General features: G+C 59.6%; 12 protein-coding genes and 1 tRNA gene. 9 read left to right on the top strand and 4 right to left on the bottom strand.

What is annotated here, in order from left to right; translation table 11 throughout:
- Nucleotides 1-72 precede the first annotated feature (72 nt).
- From ACIPHN_RS08185 to dnaG, 5 genes are all read left to right on the top strand, one after another.
- Nucleotides 73-1,281 carry a cation:proton antiporter gene (locus tag ACIPHN_RS08185; protein ID WP_400435059.1) on the top strand — a complete coding sequence of 403 codons (1,209 nt, stop codon included), beginning with the start codon at nt 73-75 and terminating at the stop codon, nt 1,279-1,281.
- Entirely contained in the window at nt 1,278-2,516 is a 1,239-nt protein-coding gene (locus tag ACIPHN_RS08190; RefSeq protein WP_400435061.1) for a YbdK family carboxylate-amine ligase, read from the top strand. The genes ACIPHN_RS08185 and ACIPHN_RS08190 overlap by 4 nt, the downstream gene beginning before the upstream one ends.
- 231 nt (nt 2,517-2,747) lie before the next feature.
- The gene (locus ACIPHN_RS08195) at nt 2,748-3,953 is read left to right on the top strand and encodes an NAD(P)/FAD-dependent oxidoreductase (protein WP_400435063.1); all 1,206 of its coding nucleotides are present in this window, start codon (nt 2,748-2,750) and stop codon (nt 3,951-3,953) included.
- A 699-nt stretch (nt 3,954-4,652) separates the two neighbouring features.
- The gene (locus ACIPHN_RS08200; RefSeq protein WP_400435065.1) at nt 4,653-5,099 is read left to right on the top strand and encodes a GatB/YqeY domain-containing protein; all 447 of its coding nucleotides are present in this window, start codon (nt 4,653-4,655) and stop codon (nt 5,097-5,099) included.
- Between the two features lie 40 nt (nt 5,100-5,139).
- Nucleotides 5,140-6,933: a DNA primase gene (dnaG, locus tag ACIPHN_RS08205; RefSeq protein ID WP_400435067.1), complete on the top strand. Its 1,794-nt coding sequence runs from the start codon at nt 5,140-5,142 to the stop codon at nt 6,931-6,933.
- Between the two features lie 487 nt (nt 6,934-7,420).
- Here the strand turns inward: dnaG and ACIPHN_RS08210 are convergent, their stop codons facing one another.
- Nucleotides 7,421-7,750, bottom strand: a complete 330-nt coding sequence (locus tag ACIPHN_RS08210; RefSeq protein WP_400435069.1) for a hypothetical protein — start codon at nt 7,748-7,750, stop codon at nt 7,421-7,423.
- On the opposite strand from ACIPHN_RS08210, the gene rpoD reads away from it, so the two are divergent.
- From rpoD to ACIPHN_RS08225, 3 genes are all read left to right on the top strand, one after another.
- Complete coding sequence (gene rpoD / locus ACIPHN_RS08215; protein WP_400435071.1) at nt 7,740-9,965, top strand: RNA polymerase sigma factor RpoD; 2,226 nt, start codon at nt 7,740-7,742, stop codon at nt 9,963-9,965. The genes ACIPHN_RS08210 and rpoD overlap by 11 nt on opposite strands.
- A 54-nt stretch (nt 9,966-10,019) precedes the next feature.
- Nucleotides 10,020-10,098 (top strand) — tRNA-Ile (locus ACIPHN_RS08220).
- Between the two features lie 501 nt (nt 10,099-10,599).
- Entirely contained in the window at nt 10,600-12,117 is a 1,518-nt protein-coding gene (locus ACIPHN_RS08225; protein WP_400435073.1) for a sensor domain-containing diguanylate cyclase, read from the top strand.
- Between the two features lie 97 nt (nt 12,118-12,214).
- On the opposite strand, the gene ACIPHN_RS08230 is transcribed toward ACIPHN_RS08225, so the two are convergent.
- The gene (locus tag ACIPHN_RS08230) at nt 12,215-12,553 is read right to left on the bottom strand and encodes a hypothetical protein (RefSeq protein ID WP_400435075.1); all 339 of its coding nucleotides are present in this window, start codon (nt 12,551-12,553) and stop codon (nt 12,215-12,217) included.
- Nucleotides 12,554-12,659: 106 nt separating this feature from the next.
- The gene (locus ACIPHN_RS08235) at nt 12,660-13,277 is read right to left on the bottom strand and encodes a LysE family translocator (RefSeq protein ID WP_400435077.1); all 618 of its coding nucleotides are present in this window, start codon (nt 13,275-13,277) and stop codon (nt 12,660-12,662) included.
- A 66-nt stretch (nt 13,278-13,343) separates the two neighbouring features.
- Between ACIPHN_RS08235 and ACIPHN_RS08240 the strand changes: the two genes are divergently transcribed.
- A complete protein-coding gene (locus ACIPHN_RS08240) occupies nt 13,344-14,264 on the top strand; it encodes a LysR family transcriptional regulator (RefSeq protein ID WP_400435079.1) in 921 nt (306 codons plus the stop codon).
- A 106-nt stretch (nt 14,265-14,370) separates the two neighbouring features.
- Here the strand turns inward: ACIPHN_RS08240 and ACIPHN_RS08245 are convergent, their stop codons facing one another.
- The gene (locus ACIPHN_RS08245) at nt 14,371-14,991 is read right to left on the bottom strand and encodes a hypothetical protein (protein ID WP_400435081.1); all 621 of its coding nucleotides are present in this window, start codon (nt 14,989-14,991) and stop codon (nt 14,371-14,373) included.
- Nucleotides 14,992-15,035 lie beyond the last annotated feature (44 nt).

Consider the following 15,035-nt stretch of genomic DNA (forward strand, 5'->3'; position numbering starts at 1 on the left):
ACCTGCCGCCGCTCTCGCGATCCGCGCAAAGGTTCGCGCGGTTCCACGAAACTAATCGTTACAGGAGGAGATATGGAGTGGGCTCTTCCGTCTTTCACCCTCGCACAGACGCTGCAATGGAATGCCTTGCTGGTATTCGGCGGTCTGCTGCTCTTCGGGCTGATCGCGGGCTACATCGTTTCCAAGTCCCCATGGGTGCCACGCATCACGGGTTATCTGCTGGTAGGTTTCCTGCTCGGCGCGGGCGGGTTCAACCTGCTCTCCGGCGAGGTCCTCAAAGTCACCAATATCTTCGCTGACATCGCGGTGGCGCTGGTGGTCTACCAGCTGGGTCGCTACGTCGATATCGGCTGGCTGCGCCGCGAGAAGTGGCTCACCATCACGGTGGCGGTATCGGCCGTGCTGTGCTTCGGCTTCGTCAGCGTGGCGCTGAGCTGGTTCGGTACCGACTCGGTGATGGCCTTGCTGGGCGGTGTGATGGCCATTGCCACCGCGCCTGCCGTGGTGCTGGTGGTGCTGCGCGATCTCAAGGCCGAAGGCCAGGTCACACGGCGTCTGGCGGCGATGACGGCGCTCAACAATTTCGTCGCGGTGCTGGCGGCCTATGCGCTGCTGCCGGTGATTGCGCACGAGGCCGGCACGCCCGTCTGGACACTGATCCAGCACACCCTGTATTCGCTGGTGGGCTCGGCCATTCTGGCCTATCTCACTTACTGGCTGATGATGCCGCTGGCACGCCTGCTGGGCCGCGAGAGCAGTTCGCAGTTCGTGCTGGTGATCTCGGTGATCGCACTGGCCATCGGCGTGGCGCATGCGCTGCACCTGCCGGTGATGCTGTCGATGCTGATCTTCGCCATCCTCTCCAAGAACCTGGATCGCCAGTTCGATCTCATGGAGCTGGAGTTCGGCGTGGCCAATGAACTGTTCGTGGTGATGCTCTTCGTCACCGTGGGCGCGTCGATGCGCCTGTCGGACCTGGGGCTGCTGGGCTTCTCGGTAGTGATCCTGATCGCCGCGCGTTTCCTGGCGATGGGACTGGGCATCTTCCTGTTTGCCCGCTTTGCGCGCATGAACTGGCGCCAGGCCGGCTTGCTGACACTGGGTACCCTGCCCATGACCGAAGTCGGCGTGGGCCTGATGCAGACCGTGTCCTCGCTGTATCCGCACACGACGGCCAATGTGCTGCCGCTGCTGGCGGGCAGCATGGTGGTCCTGGAATTCCTGGGGCCGGTGGCCACGCAGTTTGCGCTGATCAAATCTGGAGAGAGTGGACGCGAATGAATACCGACACACTGATCCGCAATGCCAACGAAACCTCCGACGCCGCTGCGCACCCGTCCCATGTGGCCGGTCCGCAAGGCAGCGCCGGCATCCTGCCGTTCGGCTCCTCGACGCCCTACACCATGGGCATAGAGCTGGAGCTGCAACTGGTCAATCGCCGCAACTACAACCTGGCCAGCGATGCCGTCGACCTGCTGAACTGGATCGAACCGCGCGACCTGCAAAAGCAGATCAAGCTGGAAATGACGCAGGGAATGATCGAGCTCAACTCGGGCATCCATACCCGCGTCGACGAGCTGATCGAAGAGCTGAAGGGCTTGCGCAGTGCGCTCAACAATGGCGCGCACTATCTCAATATCGACGTCTCCGGCGGCGGCGCGCATCCCTTCCAGCACTGGAACGAGCAGCGCATCACGCCCAGCGAGCGCTTCCACTACCTGCACGAGAAATACGGCTACCTGGCCAAGACCTTTACGGTCTTCGGGCAGCACATCCATATCGGCGTGGCCAATGGCGACGATGCGCTCTATCTCACGCACGCCTTCTCGCGCTACGTGCCGCATTTCATCGCCCTGTCGGCGGCGTCGCCCTTCTACCAGGGCGCCGATACCAAGTTCGACTCCTCGCGCAGCAACGTGGTGCGCGCCTTCCCGCTGTCGGGTACGGCGCCGGTCCACACCCGGTGGGCGGAGTTCGAGACCTACTACGATGAGCTGCTGCAGATGGGCATCATCGGCAGCATGAAGGACTTCTACTGGGATATCCGTCCCAAGCCGGAATATGGCACGGTGGAAATCCGCGTCTGCGATACGCCGCTGACCATCGAGCACGCTGCGCACCTGGGTGCGTATGCACAGTTGCTGGCGCGCTGGATACTGACCGAGCGACCCTTCGTGATGAGCGATGATTTCTACCTGCTGTACCAGTTCAACCGCTTCGAGGCCAGCCGCTTCGGCCTCAATGGCATGCTGGCGCTGCATGGCGCGACGCCGGCGCAATCGCGCAAGCTGCCTATCTATGAGCATCTGCTGCAGCAACTGCAGCTGCTGGAGCCGTATGTGCAGAACGATGCCGAGCGCCAGACCATCCAGCGCCTGCGTCGTATCGCGCATGACCGTCTGTCCGATGCCGGCTGGCTGCGCCAGATGTTTGCCCAGCGCGGCTCGCTCAACGACATGATGCGCCTGTCGTCCGAATTGTGGATGGGGGTGGAGCCGCCGCCGTATTTCCAGTAACGGTAAAGGTATAAATCATTTAATTATTTGCTGGTGTTGAGGTGTTTCCATCCTCCCGGGCGATTGCAGAGCGCAAGGGAGGATGGGTGGCAAGAGGGCCGGGGGCCGGTGTCGCGAGATGCCGGTCCCTTGTCTTTTGTGGACTCCGACTTGTCTTGAAGGGCCAGGATCGCCGACAATCATGCTTTTTAAGCGAACTCGGGCTGCACCGAGGTGCGTGCCGGAGCCTGCATGAGTCATTCCCCCAACCACTTTGATGTCGCCGTGATCGGCGCCGGCGCGGCCGGCATGATGTGTGCCGCGGTCGCCGGCCAGCGCGGCCGTCGCGTGGTGCTGATCGATCACGCCGGCAAGCTGGCCGAGAAGATCCGCATCTCCGGCGGTGGCCGCTGCAACTTCACCAATGTCGGTGCCGGCCCACAGAACTACCTGTCGCAGAATCCGCATTTCTGCCGCAGCGCGCTGTCGCGCTATACGCCGCAGGACTTCATCGGACTGGTCAAGCGTTATCGCATCGGCTTCCACGAGAAGCACAAGGGCCAGCTGTTCTGCGACGACTCGGCCGAAGACATCATCGCCATGCTCAAGGCCGAGTGCGACCTGGGCAATGTCAGCTGGCGCATGCCCTGCTCGGTGCAGGAGGTGGGCAAGAGCGGTGAACTGTTCCGCATTGCCACCAGTGCCGGCGAGATCCGGGCATCCAGCCTGGTGATTGCCACCGGTGGGCTATCCATCCCCAAGATCGGCGCGACCGATTTCGCCTATCGCATCGCCCGGCAGTTCGACCTCAAGCTCATTGAGCCACGTCCCGGCCTGGTGCCGCTGACCTTCGATGGCAAGGGCTGGCAATCGCTGGTGGAACTGGCTGGCATCGCCCTGGAGGTGGAAGTGGAGACCGGCGTGAAGAAGGAGCGCGGCTATTTCCTGGAAGACCTCCTGTTTACCCATCGTGGCCTTTCGGGGCCGGCCATCCTGCAGATTTCCAGCTTCTGGAAGCCGGGCGCGCCCCTGACCCTGAATCTGCTGCCCCAGCTGGACGTGACCAAGACCCTGATCGAGGGTAAGGGCACGATCAAGAAGAACCTGGGCAATATCCTGGCGCAGTGGCTGCCCAATCGCCTGGCCGAAGGCTGGCTCAAGATCAACGGCTTCGATGCCGGCGCGCGCATCGCCGACATGCCCGACAAGTCCCTGAAGAAGCTGGGCGATTCGCTGAACCGCTGGGTCATCGTTCCCAGTGGTTCGGAGGGCTATCGCAAGGCCGAGGTGACCCTGGGCGGGGTGGATACGCGCGAACTGTCGCAGCAGAGCATGATGGTCAACAAGGTGCCGGGCCTGCACTTCATCGGCGAGGCCATGGATGTCACCGGCTGGCTGGGCGGCTACAACTTCCAGTGGGCCTGGGCCTCAGGCGTGGCGGCCGGTTCGGCGGTGTGAGCGGGTTTTTCTTGTGCGTCACCCTTGACTTCAGGCATAGCATCAGCTTGACTGTGATAAGTGACTGATTCTTATCCCTTTTTTACGGAAGGGGTGGAAAAAATGCCACGTTTGGCCTTCCAATCGGATGCCAGTGCTGCTACAATCGCTTTCTTTGCTAATCCAACCTAACCTTTTTGGTTTGAATTTACATGACCACTAATCGCGTTAAAGAGAACCAGCAGTTCTAAATTTAAATTCGTCGCTTAAATAGAACAATAGATAATACCTGTCTTATTACCGAAATGAGCGAACTATAATTCTAATAAAAGCCGACCGCTGAGCGCAAGCGCAAGCTGGCTGCTGCCGTGAAGCGTCATTACAAGCGCATCCGCAGCCAACAACTGCCGAAGAAGCTGTACTAAGAATTTCTCGCCGCGCGCTCGTGCGGCCGATGTGTAAACCCGCTCCGGTGTTGGTCCGCAGCGGGTTTTCGCATTTATCACCCGATTGTTGTCTGATGCTTGCCGGAGCCGGTGCCGGCCTGGTTTTTCCTCCCTGGCACCCCAAATAGGAAGGCAATGCAGCATTTCGGGCTGGCGATAAGCCCATCCATGTTCTACGATCCTAAGACGGGCCGCCAAGTTGCCGCCCGGAATACTGGATGCGGGATGGCGCCAGATTGCACAATACTCATCCACCTCATCTTCGGAGTACCTAATGGGTTTGAAAGAGCAGATCACGGAAGACATGAAGGCCGCCATGCGCGCCAAGGACATGGGCAAGCTGGGCACCATCCGCCTCTTGACCGCCGCGATGAAGCAGAAGGAAGTCGATGAGCGCATCGAGTTGACCGACACCATCGTGCTGGCCATCATCGACAAGATGGTCAAGCAGCGCAAGGATTCCATCAGCCAGTTCGAAGCCGGTGGTCGCCAGGATCTGGCCGACATCGAGAAGGCCGAACTGGTCGTGCTGGCCGCCTACATGCCGGCCAGCCTGTCCGACGACGAGATCAAGGCTGAGGTGCAGGCTGCCGTGGCGGCAACCGGTGCCGCCGGTCCCCAGGACATGGGCAAGGTCATGGGCGTGTTGAAGCCCAAGCTGGCCGGTCGTGCCGACATGACCGCCGTCTCCGCGCTGGTCAAGGCCGCACTGGCGGGCTGAGCGGCGTTTCCATCCGAGTGCGCGTAGCCGTCCCGACCAGGTGATTCCTCAGTCATTCATCCAGGACCTGCTCAACCGCGTCGATATCGTCGACGTGGTGGGGCGTTACGTGCAATTGAAGAAGGGCGGCGCCAATTTCATGGGCCTGTGCCCCTTCCACAACGAGAAATCCCCCAGCTTCACCGTCAGTCCGACCAAGCAGTTCTATCACTGCTTCGGCTGCGGTGCGCACGGTACCGCGATCAGCTTCCTGATCGAGTATTCCGGCATGGGCTTCGTGGAGGCGGTCAAGGACCTGGCCCAGAACGTGGGCATGGTGGTGCCCGAGCGCGAAGACAGCATCCCCCTGGCCCAGCGCCAGGAAAAGCAGGCCAAGAGCATGGCGCTGTCGGATGTGATGTCGCGCGCCAATGATTTCTATCGTCACCAGTTGCGCGCCGCGCAGCCGGCCATCGCCTACCTCAAGGGGCGAGGCCTGACCGGCGAGATCGCCGCGCGCTTCGGCCTGGGCTATTCGCCCGACGAGTGGGATAGCCTGCGCCAGGTCTTCCCCGAGTACGACAACGAGGCCCTGGTCGAATCGGGTCTGGTGATCGACAAGAGCGAAGAGGGTGGCGGCCACCGCAAGCGCTACGACCGCTTCCGGGGACGCGTGATGTTTCCCATCCGCAATACCAAGGGCCAGGTGATCGGCTTTGGTGGCCGCGTGATGGATGGTGGCGAGCCCAAGTACTTGAACTCGCCCGAAACGCCGTTATTTCAGAAGGGTAGCGAGCTCTACGGTCTCTTCGAAGCGCGCCAGGCCATCCGCGAGGCGGGCTACGCGCTGGTGACCGAAGGCTACATGGATGTGGTGGCGCTGGCGCAGCTGGGTTTCCCGCAGGCGGTGGCGACGCTGGGCACGGCGTGTACGCCGGTGCATGTGCAAAAACTGTTGCGCCAGACCGATCAGGTGATCTTCAGCTTCGACGGCGACAATGCCGGCCGCCGTGCCGCGCGCCGCGCGCTGGAAGCCTGCCTGCCGCACGCCTCGGACAACAAGACCATCAAGTTCCTGTTCCTGCCCAAGGAGCATGATCCTGATAGTTACGTGCGCGAGATGGGGGCGCCGGCCTTCGAGGAGCAGATCCGCGAAGCCTTGCCGCTGTCGCAGTTCCTGCTGCGCGAAATCATTGGCGACAATGACCTGCGCACGCCCGAGGGCCGCGCCCACGCCCAGTTTGCGGCCAAGCCGATGTTGCAGGCGTTGCCGGCATCGTCGCTGCGCCTGCAGATCGTGCGCAGCATTGCCCAGGCGACGCAGTCAACGCCTTCCGAGCTTGAAACATTGTTTGAACTGGAGAAGCCGGTCGCCCGCGTGCGCAGCGCACCGCCGCGCACCAAGCGTACCGCACCGGTAGGGCTGGAGCGGCAGATCATGCGCCTGCTGGTGGCGCATCCGCAGCTCTCGGCCGACCTGGATGCGGGGGCGCTGGAAGCGATCTCCCGTATCGCGCCTGACCAGGCCGAGATGTTGATCCACCTGGTCGGCGTCGCCCAGGGGATGGGCGAGCAAGCCAATTTCGCCGCCCTGGTCGAGCATTTGCGCGAGGGCGGCCCGGAGTTCGACTCGATGATCGCGGAAATCGCCGCCGAGACCGAATCCGAATTTGATGTGGTGCGGGCCGAAATGGGCGGTGCCATCCGCCAGGTCCGCATCCGTGCGCTGGATGAAGAGATGCAGGCGTTGGTGACCTCGAACCTGCGTACCGAGGAAGATCGCAACCGCTATCGCGAGCTGATGCAGCGCAAGGAGTGGCTCAAGCGCCAGGCTGCCGGTACGGCAGCGGCATGATGAGACTGGCGTGTTCCGACCGGGAGCGCGCCGAAAGAAGGGTGTGACCGGCAGTTTGCGCAGGCCAGGCAGCTACCGGTGACAGGGAGGGTGTGCAGGAGAGTCGAACGGGGTGGTCGGTGCGGGTGTGGACAACGGTAAAGCAGTGCAAATTGCCGTGACTTAAAGCCCGATCGCTGGCGTTTCGCCGCTTGATCCCAAGGAAAAGGGCCCCATCTGTGCTATAATAGAGGGCTTTAGTTCCGCCGGATGGCTCTTTTTGCATCCTCACCCTGCGGCAACATGGATCGCCCTCCGGCGCATCGGGGAGTGGTCCCGGCAAGCAGCCTGATCGCTTGCCGGATCTGGATCGGCATGACTGCCTGCCCTCCATGATTGGTGTACCGCAAGCTTAAAAGGAACGTTGCGCGTGCAGCCGGAGTCTACCGGGAAACCGGAGCCGGAGTTGCATCATTAGCATGACTTGATTGGCGCAATGAGTGAATTCTCAATTGGCAGTTGATTCTATGGCAAATGCAATGAAGAAACCCGCGAAAACTCCGGTAGCGGCAGTAAAATCGGCCGCCGCTGTCAAGCCTAGCAAGGCGGTCGCCGCCAAATCGCCAGTCAAGGGGACGGCGACGGCAACCAGCACCGTTAAACCCACGGCAAAGACTGCAGCAGCAGCGACGCCTAAGAAAGCGGCAGTCCAGACAACTGCCGCCAAGCCGGTCCGCGCCGCAGCACCCAAGGTGACTGCAACGCCGGCCAACAAGTTATCCCAAGCCGCCGAACAAGCGGTTTCTGTGAAATCGACGAAGACCTCCGTGACCACCAAGAAACCCGAAACCAAGACCGCCAAGACCACCAAAGCAGCACAGGTCGAGGGCAAAGACGTCAGCGCGACTGCCGCGTCGAGCGTAAGCCAAACCACTGATGCTGCTGCCCTGGCAGCCATCGACACGTCCGGCTATGTGCTGCCGAGCGTCAAGGTGCCGGGCCGTCGTGGCCGCAAGCCCAAGGAGTTCCAGCCCGAGAGCGACGAAGTCGCCGCGCTCAATACCATCGAGCGTACCGAGCTGAAGGCTGCCGACAAGGCCAAGGCCAAGGATCGCAAAGCCAAGGAAAAGGCCCTGTTGAAGGATGCCTTCTCCTCTGACACCGAAGCCAGCGAAGAAGAGCTGGAACGTCGTCGCCAGAAGCTCAAGACCCTGATCAAGCTGGGCAAGGAGCGTGGTTTCCTGACCTTCTCGGAAATCAACGACCACCTGCCCGAGAACATCGTCGATCCGGAAGCCATCGAAGGCATCATCGGCACCTTCAGCGACATGGGCATCTCGGTCTACGAGCACGCCCCTGACGCCGAAACCCTGCTGCTGTCGGACAACGTGGCCAACGTCGCCAGCGATGACGACGCCGAAGCCGCCGCTGAAGCCGCGCTGTCGACGGTGGATTCCGATTTCGGCCGTACCACCGACCCGGTGCGCATGTACATGCGTGAAATGGGTTCGGTCGAGCTGCTGACCCGCGAAGGCGAAATCGAGATCGCCAAGCGCATCGAAGATGGCTTGAAGGACATGATCCAGGCCATCTCCGCCTGCCCGACCACGATCGCCGAGATCCTGGCCGCGGCCGAGCGCATCACCAAGGAAGAGATCAAGGTCGACGAGATCGTCGATGGTCTGGTCGATCCGAACGAAAGCGAACAGCAGGTCGAGGCCGCCGCTTCCGACTCCGACGAGGATGACGAAGAAGAGGAAGAAGACGAGGAAGAAGACGAAGAAGAGGAAGGCGAGAGCAGTGGCTCTGGCGCCGCCGGCTTCTCCGCCGAACAGCTGGAACAGTTGAAGCGCGACGCGCTGGGCAAGTTCGCCGTGATCGGCACCCAGTTCGAGAACATGCGCAAGGCCTTCGAGAAGGAAGGCTACAACTCCAAGCCCTACCTCAAGGCGCAGGAACACATTTCCAACGAGCTGCTGGGCATCCGCTTCACCGCCAAGATCGTCGAGAAGCTGTGCGACACCCTGCGTGCGCAGGTGGACGAAGTGCGCACCGTCGAGCGCCAGATCCTGGATGTGGCCGTCAACAAGTGCAACATGCCGCGTACCCACTTCATCAAGGTCTTCCCGGGCAATGAAGTGAACCTGGACTGGGTGGACGGCGAAGTGGCCGCCAACCATGACTACAGCACCGTGCTGAGCCGCAACGTGCCGGCCATCAAGGAACTGCAGCAGAAGCTGATCGACTTGCAGGCCCGCGTGGTACTGCCGCTGCCGGACCTGCGCGCCATCAACAAGAAGATGGGCGCCGGCGAGAAGAAGGCGCGCATGGCCAAGCGTGAAATGACCGAGGCCAACCTGCGTCTGGTGATCTCGATCGCCAAGAAGTACACCAACCGTGGCCTGCAGTTCCTGGATCTGATCCAGGAAGGCAACATCGGTCTGATGAAGGCAGTGGACAAGTTCGAATACCGTCGCGGCTACAAGTTCTCGACCTATGCGACCTGGTGGATCCGTCAGGCCATCACCCGCTCCATCGCCGACCAGGCGCGCACCATCCGTATTCCGGTGCACATGATCGAGACGATCAACAAGATGAACCGCATCTCGCGTCAGATCCTGCAGGAAACCGGTGCCGAGCCGGATCCCGCGACCCTGGCGATCAAGATGGAAATGCCGGAAGACAAGATCCGCAAGATCATGAAGATCGCCAAGGAACCGATCTCCATGGAAACGCCGATCGGTGACGACGACGATTCGCATCTGGGCGACTTCATCGAAGACAACAACACGCTGGCTCCGGCCGACGCGGCGTTGCATGCGTCGATGCGCAACGTGGTCAAGGACATCCTGGATTCCCTGACCCCGCGCGAAGCGAAGGTGCTGCGCATGCGTTTCGGCATCGAGATGTCCACCGACCATACGCTGGAAGAAGTGGGCAAGCAGTTCGACGTGACCCGTGAGCGTATCCGCCAGATCGAAGCCAAGGCGCTGCGCAAGCTGCGTCACCCGTCCCGCTCGGACAAGCTGAAGAGCTTCCTGGAAGGGAACTGATAGCAGGGTGTCAGGATTGGCCGGCGGGATGTTAAAATCGCCGGCTGATTTTTTGGCCCCCTAGCTCATGCTTGGTTAGAGCAGCGGACTCATAATCCGTTGGTGCCGTGTTCGACTCACGGGGGGGCTACCAGTACAGAAGCGGCTTGGCACTTGATTGTGCCAAGCCGCTTTTTCTTTTGCTGGGGATTTTCTGCCTATCTGGATAAAGCCTGTTTCCTGCTGATACGGTCCACTGCATTTTTCAACGAGCACGTTAAGTCGTGTGGCCACGCCCACCACCACGCCGAAGACCTCCGGCACCTCGCACATGCGCCAGCCGACTGGTGCGGGATAGGTGAGGCGTGAGATGTTGATGAGGTGCAACTGCGATCAGTCATGAATACTGTATATGCATGCAGTGTAAATTGTTTCCCTGCCCCTGCGCGCAGTGGGCCGGCAATAGCAGCAACCTGATCAATATGTTCCCGGTCTCCGGAAAATGGTCTTGCGAAGTAGAGAATATGAGTATTATTCGCTCATGGGGTGCGATGTTCTAAGGAGCAATTGCCTGATGTTGCCGCCGACCACCGGTTCATTGGGGTCGGGAATTATTCCATTCTTATGAAGCACACATAACAGGAATCTTGGCTATATGGAGCGCTTCAGAAAACAACATATCTATGCGAGTTTCTTTGTTGTTGCTGTCTGCTCATGTCTAATTCTGGCTGACGCCTGGCGCAGCTGGCAGGCGCGCACGATCCAGCTGGCAGAGACGGAAGTCGCCGTAGAGAATCTGGCCCACGGCCTGGAAATCCAGGTGCGAAATGCCATCAGGGAATTGGACATCGTTCTGGCTCAGACCGTAGAACGCGTTGAGCACGATGGTACGAGCCCGCAAGCCCTGTCCTATCTGAATAGCATCCTGGCCGCGAGCAAAGCAGATCTTCCGCAAGCATTTACGCTGTTCGTCTACGACCAGAACGGCACGCGGATTGCGACATCCGAATCAGTGTTGCCACCCAACCTGAACAACTCGTACAGAGATTACTACGACTACCATCGGACTCACGAAGACAGGAGCTTGCATGTTGATCATCCTGTCCGCAGTCGCATGAGCGGGGGCTGGATCATCCCGGTCTCACGACGGATCAACCATAAAGATGGAAGCTTTGCGGGCATCGCAGTCGCTACGCTGGAAATCAACTATTTCCTAAGTTTTTTCAATAGTCTGAATATCGGCAAAGCCGGAGCCGTTGCGGTTATTTCTACCGAAGGTTTCATGATTGCGCGGCGCCCGTTCACTGACGATCTGGTCGGCAAGAGCATGCTGGGCACCGGGATCTATCGAGCCTATCTTGCGAAGCATTCTGGTGGACTGTCAGTGGTCAAATCCGCGCAGGATGGCGTAACTCGCATCAATAGCTATCGATCCGTCGCTGGCTATCCCTTGTTCGTCACGGCGGCCTTGTCCATTGATGAAGTGTTGGCGGCATGGTGGAAAGATACCCTGATCCACAGCATCGGCATTCTGAGCCTCGTCATCATTCTTGGGCTGTTGGGTTGGCATCTCGTCCAAAAACTGGAGGAAAGAAACCAGATTGACCAGGAGATCCGGCAATCCCGTACGGAACTGGAGAGACTGAATGCAACCCTGGCCAACCAGGCCATGCAGGATGGGCTTACCGGCCTGGCGAATCGACGGCATCTGGATATGACGCTGGGTAACGAGTATCGCCGGGCGATGCGGCATGCATCTAGCATTGCATTGATCATGATCGACGTTGATCTCTTCAAGAAATTCAACGATACCTATGGTCATGCCGCAGGGGATGAATGCCTGAAGTCCATCTGCCAGGCGATTCAGAAAGTCTCGTCACGCCGCTCGACCGATCTGGCTGCGAGGTATGGCGGAGAGGAAATTGCCGTGATCCTTCCCGATGCCGACGTGAAGGGCGCGACCATCGTTGCGGAAGCCATACGTCAAGCGGTAGCCGAACTGAAAATCCCGCATGTGCATAATATCGGCGGATATGTCACCGTCAGTGCGGGCATAGCGGCATTCTCTCCTCAGCCTGATACCGATGGGCCAACGCTGCTCATCAAGGCGGCAGATAAAGCCTTGTACAAAGCGAAGGCCGGGGGCCGCAATACCGTTTCATCCGAGAGTTAGGGGAGCACCCACCGAAGCTAGGGCCCATCTTGCGGGCATCGAAGTGGGGCAGGATCCAGGTCGCCAGGGGCGTCACGTTCAAGGACCGACAGAGCGTTTAGCCCATTGCAGCTGGGTTTAGCGCCATCTCCTTGATCTGCTCGCGGACTTTCTCCACCAGCTTCTGTTTGTCCTCGGCCGACATCTGATCGTATTGCTCCTTCGATACACCCATGGAGTTCAGCACCATATAGAACAGCCGCTGATCCGGCGTCATCGCAGCCCACTCCTGCAGTTCCCGCACCGGATCGGACTTCACCGAGCTCGACAGCGAGCCACCGGCCTTGGCCAGCTGCAGCTGGCTCTCGAAGGAGGATGCCGCCGCATTTCCGCCGCCTTGCGTCGACGTCGCGCCCGGATAGAACGTTCTGTTATCCAGCGAATCGATGTTGTTCATGATGATCTTGTGATCTCCAATGAAATTTCATGCTACCTGCGGCGGAGCGTACGCTTGCCTGGCCACCGACAAATGGCAGCAAAAGAATTGTGTCGGGAGGCGATGCTTACGACATTCCACGCGTCGCCACCAGCAGCACTCCAAAGCCGATCAGCATACCGCCAAAGAGTCGATCAATCCAATGGCGCAACGCCAGCAGGCGACTGCGCAGGGCTTGCGTCGACAGGCACAGCGCGACCAGACTGAACCAGACCATATGCACCACGGAGATGAACAGGCCATATCCGATCTGCACCGGTAGCGGTGTTTCGGGCCGGACTACCTGCATAAACAGGCTGACGATAAATATAGTGGTCTTCGGATTGAGTGCGTTGGTGAGAAAGCCGGTACGGAGGGCTGCCAGGTGTGACAATGGAAGCACCCCCGCGTCTGTTGGCTGCTCGCCTGGCTTGGCACGTAGCATCTTCACGCCCAGATAAACCAGATAGGCGGCGCCCGCCAGCTTGATGGTATTGAGCAACCAGAGCGAGCGCTGAATCAGCAGGCCGATGCCCACTAGCGTATATGTCACATGCACCAGCACGCCCAGACCGATACCCAGTGCCGTCATCAAGCCTGCCCGGCGGGAGACGACCAGACTATTGCGTGTGACCATCGCAAAGTCGGGGCCGGGGCTGATCACGGCAAACAAGGTAATGGTGATTACTGCTAGCAGTTCCGTCATGGCGTATCCTGTCAGAAATTCCTTAATGGCCCAGATCATAGAGGCCCAATCGCTTGAGGACTAACGATGTTTTCTGACAAGGATGGTGATCCAGGCTCACCATTAAACGATACGCGTCTGCCTTCCTTGATGGCGCTGCGCTGCTTCGAAGCAGCGGCACGCCGAGAGAATTTCAGCCAGGCCGCCGCCGAATTGCATTTGACCCACGGCGCGGTCAGCCGTGCAGTGCGCTTGCTTGAAGATGAACTGGGTGTGGCCTTGTTCGAGCGCCGCAGTCGGCGCGTATTTTTGACCGACAGCGGTCGCATCTTGGCGCGGGCAGTCGCTGGCGGTCTGGATCTTATCCGGCAAGCGGTCGAGGAAATACGCCTGCGTGCCGGCCAGGATCGGCCTTTGGTTCTGTCATGCGAGCCGACGCTGTTGATGCGATGGCTGATTCCACGCTGGCCGGATTTTCAGGCGCAGCATCCAGAGATTGAGATGCATCTCATCGCAGGTGGTGGCGAGTTTTCCTTCGCCAAGGGTATCGACCTGGCGATCCGTCGCAACGACTTTCCCTGGCCTGAGAGTTATCACGCCGAGACGCTGTTCACAGAAAAAGTAGGGCCGGTTTGTCGTCCAGACAGGCTGGAATGGTTTGAGATAAAGGAGGGTAGCACTTCGCTTAAGCCGGATGCGCCGCAATTGCACACCCGTACCCGACCCGATGCATGGCAAGAATGGGCGGTCGCTGCAGGCTATCCGGTCCGCCAGGCATTGGGGCAGGGATTCGAGCACTTTTATTTCAGCTTGCAGGCTGCCGTGGCCGGCTTGGGTGTTGCGATCGGCCCTTGGCACTTGGTACGGGACGATGTGCAGAGTGGCGTTCTGGTTGCGCCGCAAGGCTTTGTCGAAGATGGTTCACAGTACTGTTTGCTGTCACCGGCACCATTGTCGTCCGATGGCGCAGGATCCAAGCTGCTGGCGTGGCTGAGGTCGATGAGCTAACAGCCTATGTTTTCCTGATTGCTTCTGGTCTTTTTCTAAAAAAGGGAGGCTCGTTATTGGCCGATGGCGGACGTGCGGCCCCCGAATGCAACTTCGAAGCAATCGTTCATGCCCATCGTTTGAAATCTAAACCGAAAACTGTTCGCAGATTCGCTAACCAATGTGTGCCAATCGCTCCCGAGTTATCTCGGTCGATCGTGCGGGCCTCTTGTACGATGGCTGCCACTGGATAGATTTGCAGGCTTGTCACGTCATGCTCTGCAGCGAAAATTGCTGCCAGAGGGACGAGCGACTTGAAATAGGTTGAGTCGTCAGCCAACAGATGAAGTGCCTTCACCGAAAAGCTTGAATCCACATAAGCGGCAGTGGCAACCAACTGGGGGGACGTCCAACTTCCATCATGGATGCATTTCCACAGTGCCTCAAGGGAGCTATCAGTAACGAAACCAGCGGCTATAGCAGCGCAGGCGATGTTGTGGTTGCGCCAGTTCCTCGAAGTCAGCAGGCAGATAACGTCTCGCTCAAGCACCTCGGGCAGGTGCTCGGCAAACATCGCCCGAAGCTTGTTCACTTCGCCTTCCACCTCCGTCCCTCGCATCGATAAGAATGCGAGATAGTTCGCGCGACTCGTTCGTACTGGTCGTCCTTCAAATTCTGCATCGGTGAAGAAGACTGTCTGAGATGCGGCCATCTCAGCCTGTCGATCAATCGGAGGAAATTCACGCATGCTGGGTTCGGTTTGATTGGGCAGCTAGGTTCTTCACGGACGCA

The sequence above is a fragment of the Herbaspirillum sp. NPDC087042 genome (assembly GCF_044745245.1).
In the GTDB taxonomy this organism is placed as follows: Bacteria; Pseudomonadota; Gammaproteobacteria; order Burkholderiales; family Burkholderiaceae_D; genus Herbaspirillum.

Coding starts and splice junctions, on each gene's coding strand:
- ACIPHN_RS08185 (WP_400435059.1), top strand. CDS start 73: ATGGAGTGGGCTCTTCCGTCTTTCACCCTCGCACAGACGCTGCAATGG.
- ACIPHN_RS08190 (WP_400435061.1), top strand. CDS start 1,278: ATGAATACCGACACACTGATCCGCAATGCCAACGAAACCTCCGACGCC.
- ACIPHN_RS08195 (WP_400435063.1), top strand. CDS start 2,748: ATGAGTCATTCCCCCAACCACTTTGATGTCGCCGTGATCGGCGCCGGC.
- ACIPHN_RS08200 (WP_400435065.1), top strand. CDS start 4,653: ATGGGTTTGAAAGAGCAGATCACGGAAGACATGAAGGCCGCCATGCGC.
- ACIPHN_RS08225 (WP_400435073.1), top strand. CDS start 10,600: ATGGAGCGCTTCAGAAAACAACATATCTATGCGAGTTTCTTTGTTGTT.
- ACIPHN_RS08230 (WP_400435075.1), bottom strand. CDS start 12,553: ATGAACAACATCGATTCGCTGGATAACAGAACGTTCTATCCGGGCGCG.
- ACIPHN_RS08235 (WP_400435077.1), bottom strand. CDS start 13,277: ATGACGGAACTGCTAGCAGTAATCACCATTACCTTGTTTGCCGTGATC.
- ACIPHN_RS08240 (WP_400435079.1), top strand. CDS start 13,344: ATGTTTTCTGACAAGGATGGTGATCCAGGCTCACCATTAAACGATACG.
- ACIPHN_RS08245 (WP_400435081.1), bottom strand. CDS start 14,991: ATGCGTGAATTTCCTCCGATTGATCGACAGGCTGAGATGGCCGCATCT.